18 protein-coding genes, 1 tRNA gene and 2 pseudogenes are annotated in these 18,731 nt (G+C 75.3%); 13 read left to right on the top strand and 8 right to left on the bottom strand.

Going from position 1 to position 18,731, the window contains the following annotated elements:
- Positions 1 to 158 precede the first annotated feature (158 nt).
- On the top strand, positions 159 to 2,627 hold the full coding sequence (locus tag KRAD_RS09590; RefSeq protein ID WP_012085372.1) for a chemotaxis protein CheA: 2,469 nt from the start codon (positions 159 to 161) through the stop codon (positions 2,625 to 2,627).
- Between the two features lies 1 nt (position 2,628).
- Complete coding sequence (locus KRAD_RS09585; RefSeq protein ID WP_012085371.1) at positions 2,629 to 3,069, top strand: chemotaxis protein CheW; 441 nt, start codon at positions 2,629 to 2,631, stop codon at positions 3,067 to 3,069.
- Positions 3,070 to 3,133: 64 nt separating this feature from the next.
- On the opposite strand, the gene KRAD_RS09580 is transcribed toward KRAD_RS09585, so the two are convergent.
- Positions 3,134 to 3,433, bottom strand: a complete 300-nt coding sequence (locus KRAD_RS09580) for a hypothetical protein (protein ID WP_041292002.1) — start codon at positions 3,431 to 3,433, stop codon at positions 3,134 to 3,136.
- 58 nt (positions 3,434 to 3,491) lie between these two features.
- Positions 3,492 to 4,409 carry a hypothetical protein gene (locus KRAD_RS09575; RefSeq protein WP_041292001.1) on the bottom strand — a complete coding sequence of 306 codons (918 nt, stop codon included), beginning with the start codon at positions 4,407 to 4,409 and terminating at the stop codon, positions 3,492 to 3,494.
- Positions 4,410 to 4,609: 200 nt separating this feature from the next.
- On the opposite strand from KRAD_RS09575, the gene KRAD_RS09570 reads away from it, so the two are divergent.
- The 8 genes and pseudogenes from KRAD_RS09570 to KRAD_RS27815 form a co-directional block, all read left to right on the top strand.
- Complete coding sequence (locus KRAD_RS09570) at positions 4,610 to 5,539, top strand: hypothetical protein (protein ID WP_012085367.1); 930 nt, start codon at positions 4,610 to 4,612, stop codon at positions 5,537 to 5,539.
- 30 nt (positions 5,540 to 5,569) lie between these two features.
- Positions 5,570 to 6,202 carry a hypothetical protein gene (locus KRAD_RS09565; protein WP_012085366.1) on the top strand — a complete coding sequence of 211 codons (633 nt, stop codon included), beginning with the start codon at positions 5,570 to 5,572 and terminating at the stop codon, positions 6,200 to 6,202.
- Positions 6,203 to 6,223: 21 nt separating this feature from the next.
- Entirely contained in the window at positions 6,224 to 6,979 is a 756-nt protein-coding gene (locus KRAD_RS09560) for a YcnI family copper-binding membrane protein (protein ID WP_012085365.1), read from the top strand.
- A 268-nt stretch (positions 6,980 to 7,247) separates the two neighbouring features.
- Positions 7,248 to 8,507, top strand: a complete 1,260-nt coding sequence (locus KRAD_RS09555; protein WP_012085364.1) for a protein-glutamate methylesterase/protein-glutamine glutaminase — start codon at positions 7,248 to 7,250, stop codon at positions 8,505 to 8,507.
- Position 8,508: 1 nt separating this feature from the next.
- A pseudogene (locus KRAD_RS09550) lies at positions 8,509 to 9,252 on the top strand (CheR family methyltransferase); the annotation flags it as partial.
- Positions 9,253 to 9,335: 83 nt separating this feature from the next.
- Complete coding sequence (locus tag KRAD_RS09545; protein ID WP_012085362.1) at positions 9,336 to 9,719, top strand: response regulator; 384 nt, start codon at positions 9,336 to 9,338, stop codon at positions 9,717 to 9,719.
- Entirely contained in the window at positions 9,716 to 10,219 is a 504-nt protein-coding gene (locus KRAD_RS24205; protein ID WP_012085361.1) for a chemotaxis protein CheX, read from the top strand. Before KRAD_RS09545 ends, KRAD_RS24205 begins: the two co-directional genes overlap by 4 nt.
- Before the next feature lie 4 nt (positions 10,220 to 10,223).
- A pseudogene (locus KRAD_RS27815) lies at positions 10,224 to 10,580 on the top strand (response regulator); the annotation flags it as partial.
- A gap of 565 nt (positions 10,581 to 11,145) precedes the next feature.
- Here KRAD_RS27815 and KRAD_RS24200 read toward each other — a convergent pair.
- Entirely contained in the window at positions 11,146 to 12,303 is a 1,158-nt protein-coding gene (locus tag KRAD_RS24200; protein ID WP_012085359.1) for an EAL domain-containing protein, read from the bottom strand.
- A 257-nt stretch (positions 12,304 to 12,560) separates the two neighbouring features.
- Between KRAD_RS24200 and KRAD_RS09525 the strand changes: the two genes are divergently transcribed.
- On the top strand, positions 12,561 to 12,977 hold the full coding sequence (locus KRAD_RS09525; RefSeq protein ID WP_012085358.1) for a VOC family protein: 417 nt from the start codon (positions 12,561 to 12,563) through the stop codon (positions 12,975 to 12,977).
- An 11-nt stretch (positions 12,978 to 12,988) separates the two neighbouring features.
- Here the strand turns inward: KRAD_RS09525 and KRAD_RS09520 are convergent, their stop codons facing one another.
- Entirely contained in the window at positions 12,989 to 13,729 is a 741-nt protein-coding gene (locus KRAD_RS09520; protein WP_041292000.1) for a polyprenol monophosphomannose synthase, read from the bottom strand.
- A gap of 135 nt (positions 13,730 to 13,864) precedes the next feature.
- Between KRAD_RS09520 and KRAD_RS09510 the strand changes: the two genes are divergently transcribed.
- Both KRAD_RS09510 and KRAD_RS09505 read left to right on the top strand, forming a co-directional pair.
- On the top strand, positions 13,865 to 14,263 hold the full coding sequence (locus KRAD_RS09510) for a hypothetical protein (RefSeq protein WP_012085356.1): 399 nt from the start codon (positions 13,865 to 13,867) through the stop codon (positions 14,261 to 14,263).
- A 47-nt stretch (positions 14,264 to 14,310) separates the two neighbouring features.
- A tRNA-Ser gene (locus KRAD_RS09505) sits at positions 14,311 to 14,403 on the top strand.
- Positions 14,404 to 14,450: 47 nt separating this feature from the next.
- Here KRAD_RS09505 and KRAD_RS09500 read toward each other — a convergent pair.
- From KRAD_RS09500 to KRAD_RS09485, 4 genes are read right to left on the bottom strand one after another with little or no spacing between them, the layout of a single operon-like run.
- Positions 14,451 to 15,644, bottom strand: a complete 1,194-nt coding sequence (locus KRAD_RS09500; protein ID WP_012085354.1) for an acyltransferase family protein — start codon at positions 15,642 to 15,644, stop codon at positions 14,451 to 14,453.
- Positions 15,641 to 15,934 (bottom strand): Hpt domain-containing protein, encoded by a 294-nt coding sequence (locus KRAD_RS09495; RefSeq protein ID WP_041291997.1) that lies wholly within the window; start codon positions 15,932 to 15,934, stop codon positions 15,641 to 15,643. The genes KRAD_RS09500 and KRAD_RS09495 overlap by 4 nt, the downstream gene beginning before the upstream one ends.
- The gene (locus KRAD_RS09490) at positions 15,931 to 18,351 is read right to left on the bottom strand and encodes a response regulator (RefSeq protein ID WP_012085351.1); all 2,421 of its coding nucleotides are present in this window, start codon (positions 18,349 to 18,351) and stop codon (positions 15,931 to 15,933) included. Before KRAD_RS09490 ends, KRAD_RS09495 begins: the two co-directional genes overlap by 4 nt.
- Positions 18,348 to 18,728, bottom strand: coding sequence for a response regulator (locus KRAD_RS09485; protein ID WP_012085349.1), 381 nt, complete (start codon positions 18,726 to 18,728; stop codon positions 18,348 to 18,350). Before KRAD_RS09485 ends, KRAD_RS09490 begins: the two co-directional genes overlap by 4 nt.
- Positions 18,729 to 18,731 lie beyond the last annotated feature (3 nt).

Below are 18,731 nucleotides of genomic sequence, written 5' to 3'. Positions count from 1 at the left end.
GTCCCCCACCCGGGGGGCCGGCCTCTCGCGCGTCCGGCCCGCGGCCCGCCGGCCCGGGCGTTTCAGCTTTGCCGCCCCGGTGCCGATGAGCACGGAGAGCAAGAGACGCACAGTGGTCCCGCCCGGGGCCGCCCCCGACGCGAGAAGTGGGAGTCCACGTGGACGACATGGACGAGATCGTCCAGGAGTTCCTCGTCGAGAGCTACGAGAACCTGGACCAGCTGGACTCCGACCTCGTCGCGCTGGAGCAGCAGCCCGGCTCCCGCGAGCTGCTCGCGAGCGTGTTCCGCACCATCCACACGATCAAGGGCACCTCCGGCTTCCTGGCGTTCTCCCGCCTCGAGGCCGTGGCCCACGTCGGTGAGAACCTGCTGGCCCGGCTGCGCGACGGCCAGCTCGTCATGACGCCGGTCACCACCGACGTCCTGCTGCGCATGGTCGACACCATCCGCCTGCTGCTGACGAAGATCGAGGAGTCGCACACCGAGGACGGTGTCGAGGTCGCCGCGGTCGTCGCGGCCATCCGCGCCGTGCTCGACGGCGAGGTGCCGGTCCTGCCGGCGTCCGACGGGGCCGGCGTCGAGGTCGTCTCCGAGCCCGCCCCGGCCGCCGCGCCGGCGCCCGCGCCGGTCGCCGAGACCGCCCCCGCGCCCGTCGAGGTCGCTCCCGCGCCGGTCGCCGAGGTCGTTCCCGAGCCCGTCGTCGAGGCCGCCCCCGCGCCGGTCGAGGTCGCCCCGGTCGTCGAGGTCGCCCCCGAGCCCGTCGCCGCGCCCGCCCCCGTCGAGGCCGCCGCGCCGGTCGAGGTCGCCCCGGTCGTCGAGGTCGCCCCCGAGCCCGTCGCCGTCCCCGCGCCCGCCGCGCACGCCGCCCCCGCCCCCGGCGCTCCCGCCCCCGGTGCTCCCGCCGAGAAGGCCTCCGCGGCCGAGTCGACGATCCGCGTGGACGTGGAGCTGCTGGAGTCCCTGGTCCGCCAGGCCGGTGAGCTCGTCCTCGCCCGCAACCAGATCCTGCAGCGCGCCGGCGCCCTGCGCGACGAGGACCTCACCCGCGCCTGCCACCGCCTGAACCTCGTCGCGAGCGAGATGCAGGAATCGGTCATGCGCACCCGCATGCAGGCCATCGACCACCTGTGGTCCAAGCTGCCCCGCGTCGTCCGCGACCTCGGCAACATGCTGAACCGCAAGATCAAGCTCGAGATGGAGGGCGGCGACACCGAGCTCGACCGCACCCTCCTCGAGGCGGTCAAGGACCCGTTGACCCACATCGTCCGCAACGCGGTCGACCACGGCATCGAGTCCCCCGAGGTCCGCACCGCCGCCGGCAAGAACGAGGTCGGCACCCTGAAGCTGCGCGCGGCCCACGAGGGCGGCCAGGTCGTCGTCGAGATCCGCGACGACGGCAAGGGCATCGACCCGACCATCATCGGCGCCAAGGCCGTCGAGAAGGGCCTGGTCTCCGCGGCCAAGCTCGAGTCGCTGACCCCCAACGACATCCTGCAGTTCCTGTTCCTGCCCGGCTTCTCCACCGCGGCCAAGGTCACCAACGTCTCCGGCCGCGGCGTCGGCATGGACGTCGTCAAGACGAACATCGAGCGCATCGGCGGCTCCGTCGACGTCGAGTCCGTCGTCGGCCAGGGCACCGTGTGGCGGCTGCGGATCCCGCTGACCCTGGCGATCGTCCCGGCCCTGACCGTCGAGTGCGCCGGCCAGCGCTACGCCATGCCGCAGGTCAACCTGCTGGAACTGGTCAGCCTCGACACCGAGCGCATGAGCAAGGCCATCGAGGACGTCGGCGGCGCCAAGGTGTACCGCCTGCGCGGTGCGCTGCTGCCGCTGATCCGCCTCGAGGAGGCGCTGGAGCTCAAGCGCCCCGCCGACGTGGAGCTCCCCACCAACCTCGTCATCGCCGTCCTGGAGTGCGACGGGCGCCGCTTCGGCCTGCTCGTCGACCGCGTCCTGGACACCGAGGAGATCGTCGTCAAGCCGCTCTCCGGGGCGCTGAAGGCGATCGGCGCCTACGCCGGCGCCACGATCCTCGGCGACGGGCGGGTCTCGCTCATCCTCGACGTGCAGTCCCTGGCCCGCCGCACCATGCGCTCCGACGGCCTGGAGCACGTGAACGACGACGCCGCCGAGGCCCAGGCCGCCAGCGGCGACGGGCAGCGCCTGCTGGTCGTCGGGCTCGGCGGGAACCGCCGGGTCGCGATCCCGCTGGACGTCGTCACCCGCCTGGAGGAGTTCAAGACCGACTCCATCGAGCGGGTCGGGCGCCGCGAGGTCGTCCGCTACCGCGGCGAGATCCTGCCGCTGGTCCGGCTGGCCAACCACCTCGGTGGCGGCTCGCGCTCGTCCTACGGCGGCGAGGAGGTCACGTCCCTGCCGGGTGTCGTGTACTCCGCCCGCGGCCGCTCCGTCGCGATCGTCGTCGACGAGATCGTCGACATCGTCTCCGGCCAGGACGCGCACAGCGACATCGACGACGCCGGTCTGGTCGGCTCCGCGGTCATCCGCGACCGGGTGACCGAGCTCCTCGACGTCCGGTCCGCGATCCTCGCCGCCGACCCGAACTTCTTCTCCGAGCAGGCTCAGAACGAGCTCGCTGCAGCTTCGATGCGACTGGGGGTCTGACGTGTCCACGCAGTACGCCACGTTCCACCTGGCCGGGCACCTCTTCGGTGTCGAGGTCCGGCGGGTCCAGGAAGTGCTCACCGAGCAGCCGCGGACCCCCGCGCCGCTGGCCCCGCGGGCCGTCGCCGGCCTGATCAACCTGCGCGGTCAGGTCGTCACCGCGCTGGACCTGCGCCGCCGGCTGAACATGCCCGACCGCGAGGACGGCAAGGTCGCGATGAACGTCGTCGTCCGCGCCGCCGAGGAGGTGTGGAGCCTGCTCGTCGACTCCATCGGGGGCGTCATCGAGGTCACCGACTCCACCTTCGAGCCGCCGCCGGACACGCTGTCCGGGCCGATCCGCGAACTGATCCGCGGCGCCTACAAGCTCGACGACGCGCTGCTGCTCGTCCTCGACGTCGACAAGGCGCTCGAGATCGAGGGCGCGGTCACCGCGGCCTGAGCACCGCGCGCACGGGGTGGGACCTCCTGGGTCCCACCCCGTCCTGCGTTCCGCCGCAGGCGGTTCACCCGACCCCGTAGGCGGCGGTGAAGTCGTCCACGGCCCCCACCACGTCGCGGGCGGTGGCCGGGGGGAACCCGTCCTCCTCCAGCGCGCGCACCCGCTCCGGCGCCGTCGCGCCCCCGGTCCGCCGGGTCCAGTCGGCGTGGGCCGCGCCGGCGAGGGCGCTGCGGGACACCGCCGGCGCAGCCGCCGAGCGGTCCAGCACCAGGCCCGCGACCCAGTCGGGGTCGAAGCTGCCCCGCGGCGGGGCGAAGACCCGTTCACCCTCGACGTAGTCCCCGCTGCCCCCGCGCTGCGTCACGCCCGCACCGTACCCGGGGCGGCGCGGGGGAGCCCCGCGCCGCACGACGTCCCGGGGCTCACGGCACCCGGGGGCGGCGGTAGGCGTCGAGCTCGTGGGCCGGGACGGTGGGGATCCCGGGGCCCGGGCCCGGTCCGCGCCCCGCCACCGCGGGCGGGGCGGCGGGCGTCCCGGGGGCAGCGGCGGTGGGCGTCGTCACGGCCGGGGTGGCACCGAGGTCCCCGGCGTCGTCCCCGTCGGCGCCGGGGGCCTCATCGACCTCATCGACCTCATCGACCTCATCGACCTCATCGACGTCGTCGTCGTCCCCGCGTCCCGCCGGGGCGCCGTCGCCGTCCCGCCACAGCACGAGGGCCGCGAGCGCCGGAAGGACCGTCGTCACCGCGAGCAGCGCGAGGACGGGGGCGATCTCGGGGAACCGCCCGGTGGGGGGGACGTAGTAGGTGATCGACAGCCCCCCGAACCCCTCCCGCTCGGAGTCGTCGGCCCGCCCGGCCAGGGTGAGCAGCGCGATCAGGCTCTCCGCCGCGGCCAGCGCGGCGACACCGGCGGCGGCGCGGCGGCCCCACCGGCCGGGGACCAGCCAGGCGGGACGCCCGGCCACGACGAGCGCGCACAGCACGAGCAGACCCGCCAGCGCCGCCAGCAGCACCTCCGGCACCGGCACCGCCGTCCACAGCAGGCTGAACCGGGTCGACCAGCCGAGGCCGAGGCCGACGGCGTCCTCGCCGGAGCCGGCGGTGGCCCCGAAGTAGCGCGCGTCCAGGCCGCCGCCGAGGTGGCGGCGGGCCACCTCGCCCAGCACCAGCACCGGGGCCGCGGCGACGGCCACCAGCAGCCAGGAGGCCCAGCCGCCCGGGTCCGGCGCCGCACCCACCCGCTGGCCCACCCGCTGGCCCGCCCCGGCTCCGGCGGGCCCGGTCCCGGCGGGCTCGGTCGGGGGGCGGTGCGGCTCGTCGTCGGGCTGCTGGTCCACGACCCGACGTTACGGCGCACCGGCGCGCGCGTCCCCCGGACGGAGCAGCGCGGTCGCGGCCGGTGAGCTGCGCGGGGGGTCCGACACGCCGACGTGCCGCCGGACGGCTGACGACGCCTCGCCGGGCGGGTCACGCAGTGTCAGGGTGGAACCACGCCGACCGACCGGACGGCGCACGACCGGCCTGGAGGCGGACGACCATGCACTACTCCCTGGTGAGCTCCCCCGTGCTGGGTTTCGACCTCGTGCGGCTGCCCGCGGGCGACTCCGCCGCGGAGGTCCTGCTCCGGGCCCTGGACTGCGGCCCGCGCGAGATCGACGTCCTCGCCGCCCGCCACGACCCGGCCACCCGCACGGCCGCCTGGGACGCGGTGCGCACCGCCTGCGACGGCGTCCCCCAGCTGACCGACGTCCTGCACCAGGTGGCCAACGGCCTCGCCCGCGACGACTTCGCCGACGAGGTCTCCGGGGCCCGGGTCGAGCGGGGGGTCGTGCGGGTCCTGCAGACCAGCACCATCGCCGACGCCGACGCGCTGGTCCGCCTCGTGCACCACGACGTCTTCGACTGGACCTGGTCCGCGCCGCTGGAGGGCGGGCCCCGGCTGCGCACCGAGGACGCCGGGCGCGCCGCCGACGTCCTCGCCGACGCCGCCGTCTCCGCCTACCTCGGCGACCGGCTGCCCGACCACGCCCGCCGGGTCCTGGCCCACCCCTACCTGCAGGCCTGCCGCGACCTCGCCCCGCTGCCCGAGCGCCCGACCGGGCTCGGGGAGGCCCAGGCCGGGGTCGAGCGGGTCCTGGACCGCCTGCGCCGCCTCGACGGCACCGACCGCGCCTGCCTGCGCGCCGTGGCTGCCGCCAGCCGCCCCGGTGCGGGGGAGTGGGCGGGTGCGGTGCACGACGCGTCCTGGGCGGTTCACCTGTCCGACCGCGTGCGCACCGCCGCCGTCGCCCAGCTGCTCGCCGTCCGCGCCTTCCGCGCCGGGGGCCTCGACGCCGCCGACGGGGCCGAGGGCCTGTGGAACGTCGTCAGCGGGGTCGTGCACGCCGAGGTCGTCGCCGACCTGCTGTCCTCCGACGCCCGCGCCGTCCTCCTGCGCCCGTGGGAAGCGGCCTTCGGCCCCGCCTGAGCCCCGCCGCCCTCCCGGTAGCGTGGGGGGGTGCCGAACCGCCCCGCGACCGCCGGCACCTCGCCGGTGCGCGGGGCGCTGCGCTGCGCCCGGGCGGGAGCGGTGGCCACCACGGTCGTCGGCCTGGCCGCCGGGGCACACCTCGCCGCGGGCGGGCGGGCGCCCGGGATCCCGCTGCTGCTCGCCGTGGCCGTCGTGGTGGGGGCGCTCAGCCTGCTGCTCGCCGGCCGCCGCTTCAGCCGGTCCGGGCTGGCGGGGCTCCTCGGCGGCGGTCAGGTCACGCTGCACGAGCTGTTCGACGCCTGCCCCGCGCAGGCCGTCGCGGTCGTCGCCCACGGCCACCACCTGGAGTGGACCCCGCTGACCGGCGCCGTCGACGGCGCCGCCGGGTCCGCCGGGTCCGGTTCGGCGGCGATGACCCTGGCCCACGTCGCGGCGACCGTCGCCGCCCTGCTCCTGCTGCTGCACGGGGAGCGGCTGCTGTGGTCGCTGTGGGCGTGGCTGCGGCCCCTGGCCCGGGTCCTGCGGGACCTGCTGCGCTTCGTCGCCGCCCGCCCCGCGCCCTTCCCCGCGACGCCCCCCGCGCGACCGCGGTCCGTGGTCGCGCGCCGGGTCAGGCGACGTGGTCCGCCGGTGGGCTCCGCCCCCGTCCCCACGTCCTGACCCACCCCTGAGGAAGACACCGTGAACCGCTCCACCCTGCGCTCCACCCTGCCCGCGCGCGCCCGGACCAGCCGCGCCCTGGCGGTCGCCGCCACCGCGGGCGGTGCGCTCCTGCTGGCCGCCGTGCCCGCCGCGGCGCACGTCCACGCCACCCCCGACACGACGGCCGCCGACGGCTACAGCGTCGTGACGTTCCGGGTGCCCAACGAGTCCGACACCGCCGCGACGACGTCGGTGCGGGTCTCCCTGCCGACCGAGCACCCCTTCTCCTACGTCGCGGTCCGGCCCGTGGCGGGCTGGAGCGCCGTCGTCACCGAGGGCGCGCTGCCGGCGCCCGTCGAGGTCGGCGGCACGACCCTGACGAAGGCGCCGCTGAGCGTCACCTGGACCGCGGACCCGGGGTCGGCGGGGATCGCCGTCGGCCAGTTCGAGGAGTTCGAGGCCAACGTCGGCCCCCTGCCCGGGGCCGGGACCCGCGTGGTCCTGCCCACCGTCCAGACCTACGCCGACGGCGAGGTCGCGGACTGGAGCGAGGTCGCCGCGGAGGGGGCCGGGGAGCCGGACAAGCCCGCGCCGGAGTTCACCACCACCGCGGCGGGCGAGGACCACCACGGCGGGTCGCACGCCGAGGCGGCCGCCACCCCGGCGACCACCCCGGCGGCCTCGACCACGGCGGCGCCGGGGGCGGACCCGGTGGCCCGCGGCCTCGCGGGTGCGGGCCTGGCCCTCGGCCTCGCGGCCCTCGTCGTCGTCCTGCTGCGCCGCCGCCGCGCCTGACCCCCCCCGGCGCGCAGCGCCGGCCGCACCTCCGGCGGGGATCCCGCAGCACTGCGCGGGATCCCCGCCGGGGGACGGGGGCGACGCGGCACCGGTCGACGCGTGACCGCTTGGCGACGCACAGTAGCTGTGTGCGCGCAGCGACGAGGAGCGGGACGCGGGCTTCAGGGTTGGCCACCGGCGGCCGATGGAAGAGGAGCCGCCCAGGCCCGGGCGGCGTTCCACGGCGCCGACCCCTGCGCCGTCGCCAGGGAAGGTCAGGTGCGGCGTGAGTCAACGCATCAAGGTGCTCACCGTCGACGACTCCGTCGTCGTCCGGCGGCTGGTCACCGACGTGCTCGCCTCCGACCCGGCCATCGAGGTCGTCGGCACGGCCGCCAACGGCAAGCTCGCCCTGGAGAAGATCCTCCAGCTCAAGCCCGACGTCGTGACCCTCGACATCGAGATGCCCGTCATGGACGGGCTCGAGGCGATCAAGGAGATCCGCAAGATCGACCGGCGGCTGCCGGTCATCATGTTCTCCACCCTCACCGAGCGCGGCGCCACCGCCACCCTCGAGGCGCTGTCCTCCGGCGCCTCCGACTACGTCACCAAGCCCGCCAACGTGGGCAGCGTCGCGGAGTCGATGGAGTCGGTGCGCCAGCAGCTGATCCCCAAGATCAAGGCCCTCGTGCCGCACCTGGGCCACCTCGCGGCGCCCCCCGCGGCGCCCGCGCCCAGCGCACCCGCCGCGACCCCGGCCCGCCCGGCGACGCCGGTGACCACCCGCACCCCCACCGGTGCGGCCAAGACCCCCCGCGCGCTCGTCATCGGCTCCTCCACCGGGGGCCCGGAGGCCCTCTCGGCGGTCCTGGCGAAGCTGCCCGCCACCCTCGGCGTGCCCGTGCTGGTCACCCAGCACATGCCCCCCGTCTTCACCCGCCTCTACGCCCAGCGGCTGGACAAGAGCAGCGCCCTGCGCGTCGTCGAGGCCACCGACGGCGAACCCGTCGTGGCCGGGACGGTCTACGTGGCCCCCGGCGACTTCCACATGGAGGTCGCCCGGCGCGGTCCGCAGATGGTGATCAAGTTGCACCAGGGACCTGCCGAGAACTTCTGCAGACCGGCGGTGGACGTCATGCTCCGCTCGGCGGTCGCCGCCTTCGGCGGGGAGCTCCTCGCGGTGATCCTCACCGGCATGGGGTCGGACGGCAAGCTCGGCTGCAAGGACATCGCGGCCGCCGGCGGCCAGGTCCTGGCCCAGGACGAGGCCACCTCGGTGGTCTGGGGGATGCCCGGTGCCGTCACCCGCGAGGGCATCGCGGACGAGGTCCTGCCCCTGTCGGCCATCGCCGACGCGATCCAGCGCCGGCTCGGGCCGGGCGCCCGGACCGCGTCGGCCCCGCACCCCCCGGCCGCGCGCCCCCCGGCGGCCGGCAGCACCCGCCCCACCGTCTCGACCAGCCCCACCCGCAGCACCCCGCCGGCGCGTCCGCCGGCGTCCCGCCCCGCCGCTCCCGCGGCCCGTCCCTCCCAAGGCAGGTGGTGACATGGCCCTCACGCCCACGGCCTTCGACTGGGTCTGCACGCTCGTGCGCAAGGAGAGTGCGATCGTCCTCGAGAAGGGCAAGGAGTACCTCGTCGAGTCCCGGCTCGTGCCCCTGGCACGCGCCGCGGGCGCGGCCGACGTCTCCGCCTACGTCGACGGCATCCGGTTGCGCCCCGACCGCCGCGCGCAGACCGCCATCGTCGAGGCGCTGACGACGAACGAGACGTCGTGGTTCCGCGACGGCGCCCCGTTCCAGGCGTTCTCGACCGCCGTGGTCCCCGCCCTCAAGCAGGCCCGGGCCACGACGCGCTCCCTGCGCGTCTGGTCCGCGGCCTCCTCCACCGGCCAGGAGGCCTACAGCCTGGCCATGGGGCTGCAGGACAGCGTCGTCGCGGAGGGGTGGCGCGCCGAGATCATCGGCACCGACCTCTCCACCGAGGTGCTGGAGAAGGCCAAGGCGGGTCGTTACTCGCAGCTGGAGATGAACCGCGGACTGCCGGCGCCCCTGCTGGTGCGCCACTTCACGCGGGTCGGCACCCAGTGGCAGGTGAACGACAACCTCAAGAAGATGGTGCGCTTCCAGCAGCTGAACCTCACGAGCTCCTACGCCGCCCTCGGGCAGTTCGACGTGGTGTTCCTGCGGAACGTGCTCATCTACTTCGACCTGGAGACCAAGCGGGACATCCTGTCCCGGGTCCGCAAGGTCATCAAGCCCGGGGGATACATGTTCCTCGGGGGTGCAGAAACGACGCTCGGCGTCGATGAGAACTGGGACCGCGAACTCATCGGAAGGGTTTCGGTCCACCGTCCCAAGAACGGAGGTCAGGCATGAGGGCTCTTGTCGTCGACGACTCCCGCGCCATGCGGAAGATCATCGCTGGTGCACTGCGGAAGCTCGGGTACGAGACGGTCGAAGCGGCCGACGGCGCCGAGGCGCTGAAGGTCCTCGAGGCGGGCCCGCTGCCCGACCTCGCCACGGTCGACTGGAACATGCCGGTGATGGACGGTCTCACGTTCGTCACGCAGGTCCGGGCGAACCGCGAGTACCGCGCGCTGACGCTGATGATGGTCACCACCGAGGCCGAGCACGGGCAGATCGTCCGCGCCCTGGCCGCCGGTGCGCACGAGTACCTCATCAAGCCGTTCACCGTGGACGCGCTGGAGGAGAAGCTGTCCCTGCTCGGGCTGCTGCCGGAGGTGAGCCAGGCGTGACCGACACCATCGAGAACGGCCACGACGTCGCCATGGACTACGTCGAGGACGAAGCCCTGGAGCAGATCGTCGACCAGATGTGGGCGTCGTACTTCGCCCACACCGACTACCTCGCCCCCTCCTTCGACCCGCACGACATCGAGGGCGACATCCTCTGCGCCTCGGTGACGATCTCCGGCGGCCGCCCGGGCATCGTCACGGTCAGCGTCGAGAAGGCGGCGGCCGTGCCGCTGTCGGCGGCGCTGCTGCAGGAGGACGGCGACCTGACCGACGAGGACGTCTACGACTCCCTCGGCGAGGTCGCCAACATCGTCGGCGGCAACATCAAGGCGCTCGTCCCCGACGCCGGCCCGCTCGGCCTGCCCGTCGTCTCGACGGCCAAGCCCCTGCACGGTTCCTCCGGCCGCCTCGCGGCGCGCCTGGACGGGAGCTGGCAGGGTCACTGGCTGACGTTCGAGGTGTGGCTGGCCGCCGCCGGCGACCAGACGCAGGAGGGGTGATCCCGTGAAGGCCCTGGTGGTCGACGACAGCCGCGTCATGCGGCAGATCGTCATCCGCACGCTGCGCCAGGCGGGGTTCGACTGGGTCGACGTCGTCCAGGCCGAGAACGGCAAGGAGGGGTTCGACGCGGTCCGCAAGGAGAACCCCGACATCGTCCTCTCGGACTGGAACATGCCCGAGGCCAGCGGCTACGAGATGCTGCAGAACCTGCGCGGTTCCGGGCTCGACGTGCCGTTCGGCTTCGTGACGTCGGAGGGTTCGGAGGAGATGCGGGAGAAGGCCGCCGCCGCCGGCGCCCTCTTCCTCATCGCCAAGCCCTTCACCCCCGAGCAGTTCGCCGCGGCGCTGGCCCCGGTCCTCGGCGGCGACGCCGGCCCGGCCACCGCCACGACGGCCGTCGCGCAGGGGGAGGTGAAGTTCGAGGTCAACCCGCTGCCCTCCAACCTCGCCATCCGCAACCTGCTCTCCGACCTGCTCAACCGCGACGTCGAGCTCGCCGACGGCCGGCCCGTGCCGGTCGGCGGCAAGCCCGGGTCGCTGGTCGGGCTGTACGTGGACGACCACCTGAAGTCCAAGGCCGTCGTGGTCTTCGACTTCGCGCTGGCCGCCCACGCCGGCGCCTCGATCGGCCTGCTGCCCCCCGGGGCCAGCGAAGCCGCCATCGAGGACCGGGAGCTGCCGGAGAACCTCACGGTCAACGCCAAGGAGGTGCTCAACATCATGGCGTCGCTGTTCAACGTGGAGGGTGCCGCGCACCTGAAGCTGTACGCCAGCTACGCGCCCGGCGAGGCCCTGCGCCCCGACGTGGCCGACTGGGCGACCCGCACCGGCAGCCGTCTCGACCTCACGGTCGAGGTGACCCGCTACGGCAAGGGCGCGCTGAGCATCGTCACCTTCTGAACCACCGCACGCCCGAAGAGCCCCCTCACCCGACCGGGTGGGGGGGCTCCTCGTGCTCCGGGTGCCGGGACAGGACGACGGTCGTCGTGTCGCTGCCCCGCTCGCCCCACGCGGGGCTCGCGGTGGGCCGGCCCAGCAGGTACCCCTGGCCGCACTCCACCCCCAGGTCGCGCAGGACCGCCAGCTCCCCGGCCCGCTCCACGCCCTCGGCCACCATCGTCGAGCCCAGCTCCGAGGCGAAGCCCACCAGCGCGCGGGCCACGGCCCGGCGGGCGGGGTCGACGTCGATGCCCCGCACGAACGCGGTGTCCAGCTTCACGACGTCCGGGGTCAGGTGCAGGACGTGCTGCAGGCTCGCGAAGCCGGCCCCCGCGTCGTCGACGGCGATCCGCACCCCGTGCGCGCGCAGCGCGGCCGTCGCCGCGGTCAGGGCGTCGTAGTCGGGCACCGGGTCGTGCTCGGTGATCTCCACGACGAGGCGCTCCGGGTGCCCGGACAGCAGCAGCTCGTGGGTGCGCTCGTCCAGCAGCGCCTCCGCGGAGGCGTTCACGCTCAGGTACGCCCCCGCCGGCACCTCCCGCAGCAGCGGCAGGGCCGAGGCGATGGCCGCCTGCTCCAGCTGGACCCCCACCCCGGCGGACCGGGCGTCGCCGAACACCTGCTCGGGACGCCGGGCGGCCCCCTCGGGACCGGTGAACCGGCTCAGCGCCTCCGCCCCCACGACCTGCCCGGCCCGCAGGTCCACGATGGGCTGCACGACGGTGAGGCGGCCGTGACCGGCCAGCAGCGCGTCGAGGGAGGCGACCCGGTCGTCGTGCTCGACGCGGCGGCGCTCGCGGTGGTGCAGCACCCCGGCGACCAGGGCCGCGACGACGTGCAGGGCCTCCTGCTGGCGCGAGCCCAGGGTCTCCACCGGCTCGTGGTGGACCCCGACGATCCGCCCGCCGGGTTCGCCGTCGGGACGGACGACGTCGACGACGAGCCGGCAGGTGTCCAGGTCGGTGTCGGCCAGCAGCCGGACCGTGGCGTGCGGGTCGAGGCTGCTCGCGGTCTGCTCGACGTGGTGGTGCGTCGCCCCCGTCGCCCGGGTGAGGGCGGCCACCGGGGTCCCGAAGATGTCGCGGGCCAGCTCCAGCAGCTGGGCGACGGCGTCGGCGTCGTCGTCCCGTACCTGGCCCTGCACCTGTCGACCTCCCGCGAGCGTGCTCCGGACGTGTCGGGCAGCCCGGTCGAGCCGAGGAGGCACCGCGCGGGACGGTGGACCGCTTCGCGGCGCTGCTGACCGGGTGACCATCCCAGATCACCGAACGTGACGCAATCACGGGGTGGTCGCCGCCGCGGCACCGATGAGTCCCGCGGCCGCCCCGGGTCCCCAGGGTGTCCGCCCGGACCCGCCGGGCGGTGGCGCCGGACCCCCGGCCCGTTCCCAGGAGGTTCCCCGTGGCACCCCGTCTGAGCCCCTACGTCTGCCTCGCCGGCACCGCCCGCGAGGCCCTCGACCACTACCGCTCCGTGCTCGGCGGGGAGGTCACCGTCTCCACCTTCGCCGAGTTCGGCGGGGGCGGCGGGGGCGCCGACCCCGACGGCGTCATGCACGGCCAGCTCGACACCCCGGACGGCTTCACCCTCATGGTCTCCGACGCCATGCCGGGGGCGGCCGCGAGCACCGGCGGGAACGTCGCCCTCTGCCTCTCCGGCGACGACGCCGCGCACCTGCGCGCCTGCTTCGCCGGTCTCGCGGAGGGCGGGGAGGTCACCACCCCGCTGGAGGTCCAGGTGTGGGGCGACGAGTACGGCGCCCTCATCGACCGCTTCGGGGTCGACTGGATGGTGAACGTCTCCGCGCTCCCCGCCTGAGGGAGCGGGCCTCAGCGGCGCCCGGTGGGGCCGTGCCGGCGCATCCGCAGCACCGCGAGCATCGCCTCGCCGATGATCTCCTTGGACATCTTCGAGGTGCCGCGGGTGCGCTCGGTGAAGAGGATCGGCACCTCGCGCACCGTCGCGCCCGCCTGCAGCGCCGCCAGCGTCGTCTGGATCTGGAACGCGTAGCCGGCGGCGGTCAGCTGCGAGAGGTCCAGCGAGCGCAGCAGGTCCGCGCGCCAGGCCTTGAAGCCGCCGGTGAGGTCGGCCACCGGGGCGCGCAGCAGCAGCCGCGCGTAGACGTTCGCCCCGCGCGAGAGGGCCTTGCGGTACCAGGGCCAGGCGTCGTCGAGGGCCCCGCCGGGCACGTAGCGGGCCCCGAGGACGAGGTCGGCGCCGTCGGCGAGCTCGGCCAGCATCCGGGGCAGCGCCTCCACCGGGTGCGACCCGTCGGCGTCCATCTGCACGACGACGTCGTGGTCCCCGGTGGCCAGGGCGTGCGCGAACCCGGCCCGGTAGGCCGCGCCCAGGCCGTCCTTCGTGGTGCGGGTCAGCAGCCGCACCCGCCCCGGCGGGTGGGTCGCGGCGACGCGCTCGACGATCGCGCCCGTCCCGTCGGGGGAGGAGTCGTCCACCACGAGGACGTCGGGGGCGACGGGGCAGGCGAGCACCCGCTCCAGCATCTCGGCGACGTTGTCGGCCTCGTCGTACGTGGGCAGGACGACGACGCAGCGCAGGGCTTCGGCCAACGTGGACTCGCTCGGTGATCGGGGACGACGGTCGCCCGACGCTACCCCAGGACGACCCCCCGAACGGCGCATCACGGCCCGACCCCCCGGCGCCGAGAACCAGGGGGAGCGGACAGCCCACCCGGGGCTGACACCGTGCGCAGCCCCGAGGAAGCCACCGTGCAGCACCACTCCCGCCCCCGCACCGCCCCCGCGCCCCCTCCGCCCGCCACCGCCGCCGAGATCGCCGCTCTGGCCCGGCTGCTGGTGCGCCGCCCGGAGCTGAACCACCTCGACGACGACAAGCTCCTGCTGCGCCTGGCCCGCACCACCGCCGTCGGGCACCTGCTGCGCTCGCGGGTCGCTACCGCCGCCCCCGACGCCGAGCGCCTCCTCGACGCGATGCTCGTCGACGGCCGCGCCGTCGTGCTCGACGTCACCGACCCCGCCCCCGGCGAGGGCGTCCTCGCCGTGCGCCGGCCCGCCGCCGCCCGCGACCTGCCCCGCGCCCGCGACATGGCGCGCGCCCTCGCCCCGCTGCTCGCCGGGCGCTGAGGCGACCGCACGGGCGCCGCGCCGGTCCGTAGACTGGCCCGGCGCCGGGAGGGCTGGCCGAGTGGTTGAAGGCGGCGGTCTTGAAAACCGCTAGGGAGGTACCCACTCCTTCCTCATGGGTTCGAATCCCATGCCCTCCGCCCCCGGGGCCGGCCCGCACGGCCGGCCCCGCACGGTCACCGGCCGGTCAGCCGGCGCCCTCGCCGTAGTAGAGGCGCGGACGGCCGTCCGCGGTCCGGGTCCGGCGCAGGGCGCCCGCGGGGTGCTCGACCACCCAGTAGCTGGCCCAGGCCACCAGCACGGCCACCGGCAGCAGCAGCGCCGTCCCCAGGGCCAGCGTCGCCGGGCTGGACGTCGTCGGCCACACCGGCAGTGCCGTCATCCACAGCATCAGCGGCTCGTGCCACAGGTACAGGCTGTAGCTGATCAGGCCGAGGAAGGCCACGGGCCGCGCCTCCAGCGCCCGGGCGGCCACCGAGCGGGGACCGCTGAGGACGGTGGCGCCCAGCAGCAGCGTGAAGCCCGCGCCGGCGAGGGTGTGCCGCAGCTCGGCGGCCAGCCCCTGCTGCGTGCCCGCCCACACCGCCGCCAGGAGCAGCGGGGCGGAGCACACCACCATCAGCGGCGGCAGCAGCCGCGAGGGGGCGGTGCCCCGCAGGGCCACCAGCAGCGCCAGCAGCACCCCGAACCCGAACACGTCCAGCTTCGCGGGCAGCGAGAACCAGGTGCTCCAGTCCGTCTCCGGACGCCCCAGCGCGTGCGCGGCGAGCTTCCACCCGACGCCCACGGCGACCAGCAGCAGCCCGGACGCGGCGGCGACGGCGATCCGCGACCCGCGCCGCCGCGCCCGGCGGCACACCGCGCACACCGCCGCCCCCAGCACGGCCAGCAGCACGTAGAACTGCACCTCCACGGCCAGCGACCACGCCGGGCCCACCGTGTAGAAGATGCGCTGGTCGTCGAACACCTGCGTGAACGTCAGGTGCTCCAGCAGGTCCCGCCACTCGCCGGGCAGGCTGCCGTTGCGGGTGGCCCACACCGCGGTGATGACGAGGTAGTACAGCGGCACGATGCGCACGGCGCGGCGGCGCAGGAACTCCGCGGCCCCCAGGGGGCGTTCCCCGGCGACGGCCTTGCGCAGGTAGGGCAGCGCCAGCAGGAACGCCGAGAGGGCGAAGAACAGGTCGACCGTCGTGTCCAGCGCGTACAGCCACGGGTGGGCCCACGTGCCCACCAGGAAGTACTCCCCGTCGACGCGGAGCTCCTGGTAGACGTGGAACACCACGACGAGCACCGCGGCGATCCCCCGGTACCCCTCCAGCCCCGCCAGGCGGCCACCGGCGGACGGGCCGCCGGGTGCCGCGGTCGGGTGCCGGCTCACGCGTCCACCGCCCGGTGCAGCGCGGCGACCAGGTCGACGACGAGGCCCGGGCTCTCGTCGGCGAGCAGGGCGTGCTCCAGCGCCCGGGCGGCGAGGGAGCCCTCGTGGCGGCCGTAGCTGCCCAGCGAACCGGACAGGTTGTGCGCGGTGCGCACGGCCTCCGCGCGCCCGTCGAGCTGCTGGCCGGTCGCGACCCACTCGTCGAGCTGCTCCAGGCGCGCGCGCACCAGCGGGCGCAGCTGCTCCCACAGGTCGGCGGTCAACGCCCGCATGGCCTCGGTCTCGTTCACGACCCGCTCCCGTCCCGCGGTCCGGGCACCGGCGGTGCCCCTGCGACCACCACGCTGCGCGGGGTCACCTTCCACTCCCGCTCACCGGTGAACTCCTTGATCTGCGCGACGCGCGCGATGACGTTCTTGAACTCCGTGTAGAAGAACGACGACACGAACAGGTACCGCAGGAACCACCACCGCTGCCGGCGGATCTCGGGGACGGCCACCCGCCGCGCGGTGAGCGTCTGGCCGGGACCGACGGAGGTGGTGAACAGGGTGGTGAGGACGAACAGCGGGACCGCCCAGTCCAGGTTCTGCAGACCCCCGGAGCGCCACGCCAGGTACGCCACCACGGGGTAGGCCTGCAACGAGATCCACGGGTACACCTCGCGCCAGCCCAGCAGGAACGTCATGCCCAGCTTCTGCCGCAGCCCGAGGTGCGGGGAACCCCACGCCCTCGGCAGGTGCTTGAGCGAGACCTGGAACCAGCCCTGCGCCCAGCGCATCCGCTGGTTCCACACCGCCTTCAGCGTCGTGGGGGCCAGTTCGCGCGACAGCAGGGCCGGGTCGTTGGCGATCCGGCCACCGGCCTCGACGACGCGCAGGCTGGAGTCGATGTCCTCGGTGAGCATGAACCCGTGCATGCGGGTGCGGCGCAGCAGGTCGGTGCGCCAGTAGCCGTTGGAGCCGCCGAAGACGCCGAAGCCGTGCAGGCGGGCCCGCCCCGGGTGGCTGACGGCGTAGATGGACTCGAACTCGACCGCGGTGGTGCGCGCCACCCAGCTGGCGTCGCCGTTGCGCACGACGCAGTGGCCCTGCACGACGTCGTAACCGCCGCCGAGCCAGCGCCAGGCCCGCCGGAAGGAGCTGGGTTCGGGGTGGTGGTCGGCGTCGAACACGCCGACGAACTCACCGCTCACCACGGCGAGCCCCGCGTTGACGTTCTGCGCCTTGGAGGTGGAACCCTCCACGCGCAGCGGCACGAAGCGCGGGTCGCGCGCCGCGATCGCCTCCAGCGCGTCCTCCACCGGCAGCCGGTCGGGTCCGTTGTAGGCGAGGACGACCTGCAGCTCGCCGGGGTAGTCCTGGGCCAGGAACGCCTCGACGGTCTCCACGATCGTCAGGGCCTCGTTCGGCAGGTACGCGGCGATGATCGCCGAGGCGCGCGGGTGCGGTCCGCCGGTCTCGGCGGGCGGGCGCACCGGGTCCAGCGCCAGCAGGCCCTCCACCCAGATGGACCCCGCCGTCACCACCAGCGCGCCCACGACGACCAGGTACGCCACCGGGCCCAGGTCGATCCCCGTGAACCGCCAGACGGCGACGTACACCAGGAACGGGACCACGACCCCCACGACCAGCGTCAGCAGCACCTGGAACGGGGTGCGGACCGCCGAGCGCCACCGCCGCCACCGCGACGGGCCGGCCGGAGCCTGCGCGGGGACGGGCACGCCACCCAGCTGCGTCGTCCAGCGCACCGGCTGCAGGTCCAGGTGCATCGAGGCGGCCCCGGCCGCGGTGGCGGCCAGGGCCACGGCCCGCTCCCCGGTCCCCGCAGCGCCGCGGGGGTCGGCGTCGGGGTCCACGGGGTGCTCGGCGCCCACGACGTCGGTCAGGGCGACCCACCCGGTGACGGGCGTCAGGTCCAGGGCCTCCCCGGCGACGGTGACGCGGCGACGCACCACCTCCTGCGACGCCTCCGCCAGCAGCTCGTGCACGCGGTCGGGGGCGACGTCGGGCAGCAGCGCGAGGAACCGCCCGTCCTGGGCGCGGCCCAGCCGGGCACCGGGGACGGCCGTGGTCGCCGCCCCCAGCACGGCCGCGACCTGCAGCGCGAGCTCCGCCTCGCCGCGCGCGCCGAACCGCGCCCGCAGCGGCGACAGCTCCGCGACCTCCAGGACGGCCAGGGCCCCCTGCCGGCCCCCGGCGCCGGCCCGTTCGACCTCCCGGCCCACCTCGGCGGCCATCGCGGACGGCGAGAGCAGCCCGGTGCGCGGGTCGTGCAGGAGCTGGTCGACCGGTACCGGTGGGCGGTCCAGCTTCGCCACGACCCGGGCCACCAGCTCGGTCAGGTCGAACGGCTTGCGCACGTAGTCGTCCGCGCCCAGCCGCAGCGCGGCGAGCGCGTCGGAGGCCTCGGCGCGGGAGGTGAGGAACACCAGCGGCACCGCGCGGGTGGCGGGTTCGGCGCGCAGGCGGCTGACGAGGGCGAAGCCGTCCATGCCGGGCATGTTGACGTCGGAGACCACGACGTCCGGCACGGCCTCGGCGAGGCGCTGCAGGGCCTCGCGGCCGTCGGAGGCGGTCACGACGGTCATGCCCGCGGCGCGCAGGCCGGCCGAGACGAGGTGGGAGATCATCTCGTCGTCGTCGACGACGAGGGCCGTGCGGCCGGGGGCCGCGAGCAGGGCGGCGGGTTCGGCGACGGCGGAGGTCACGGCCCGTGCCAGCCCGCCAGCCCGCAGACCTGCGCCGACAGCTCCATCGGGTCGAACGGCTTGCTCAGGACGCCCAGGACGTCCAGCGCCCCCAGCTGCGCGACCTGGTGGCGCTGCACGCTGGCGGTGAGGAAGACCACGGGCACCGCGGCGCCCGCCGGTGCGGCGCGCAACCGCGCCAGCGTCCCCGGCCCGTCGGTGCCGGGCATCATCGCGTCCAGCAGCACCAGGTCGGGGCCGTGCTCGGCGACGGCGGCGAGGCACTCCTCCGCGGAGCCGGCGGTGAGGACCGCGAACCCGCCGACGCGCTCCAGGCTGAGGGCGGCCAGCTCCCGCAGGTGCGGCTCGTCGTCGACGACGAGGACCGTGCGCGCCACGGG

Origin of the sequence: Kineococcus radiotolerans SRS30216 = ATCC BAA-149, from assembly GCF_000017305.1 — a bacterium.
GTDB classification, from domain to species: Bacteria; Actinomycetota; Actinomycetes; order Actinomycetales; family Kineococcaceae; genus Kineococcus; species Kineococcus radiotolerans.
The sequence above is the reverse complement of the archived record's forward strand: the minus strand, read 5'-3'. Positions and strand labels throughout refer to the sequence as shown.

What these genes read in the sequence shown, in the direction of transcription:
- KRAD_RS09570 (WP_012085367.1), top strand. Translation starts at nt 4,610, where the DNA reads ATGCACTACTCCCTGGTGAGCTCCCCCGTGCTGGGTTTCGACCTCGTG.
- KRAD_RS09545 (WP_012085362.1), top strand. Translation starts at nt 9,336, where the DNA reads ATGAGGGCTCTTGTCGTCGACGACTCCCGCGCCATGCGGAAGATCATC.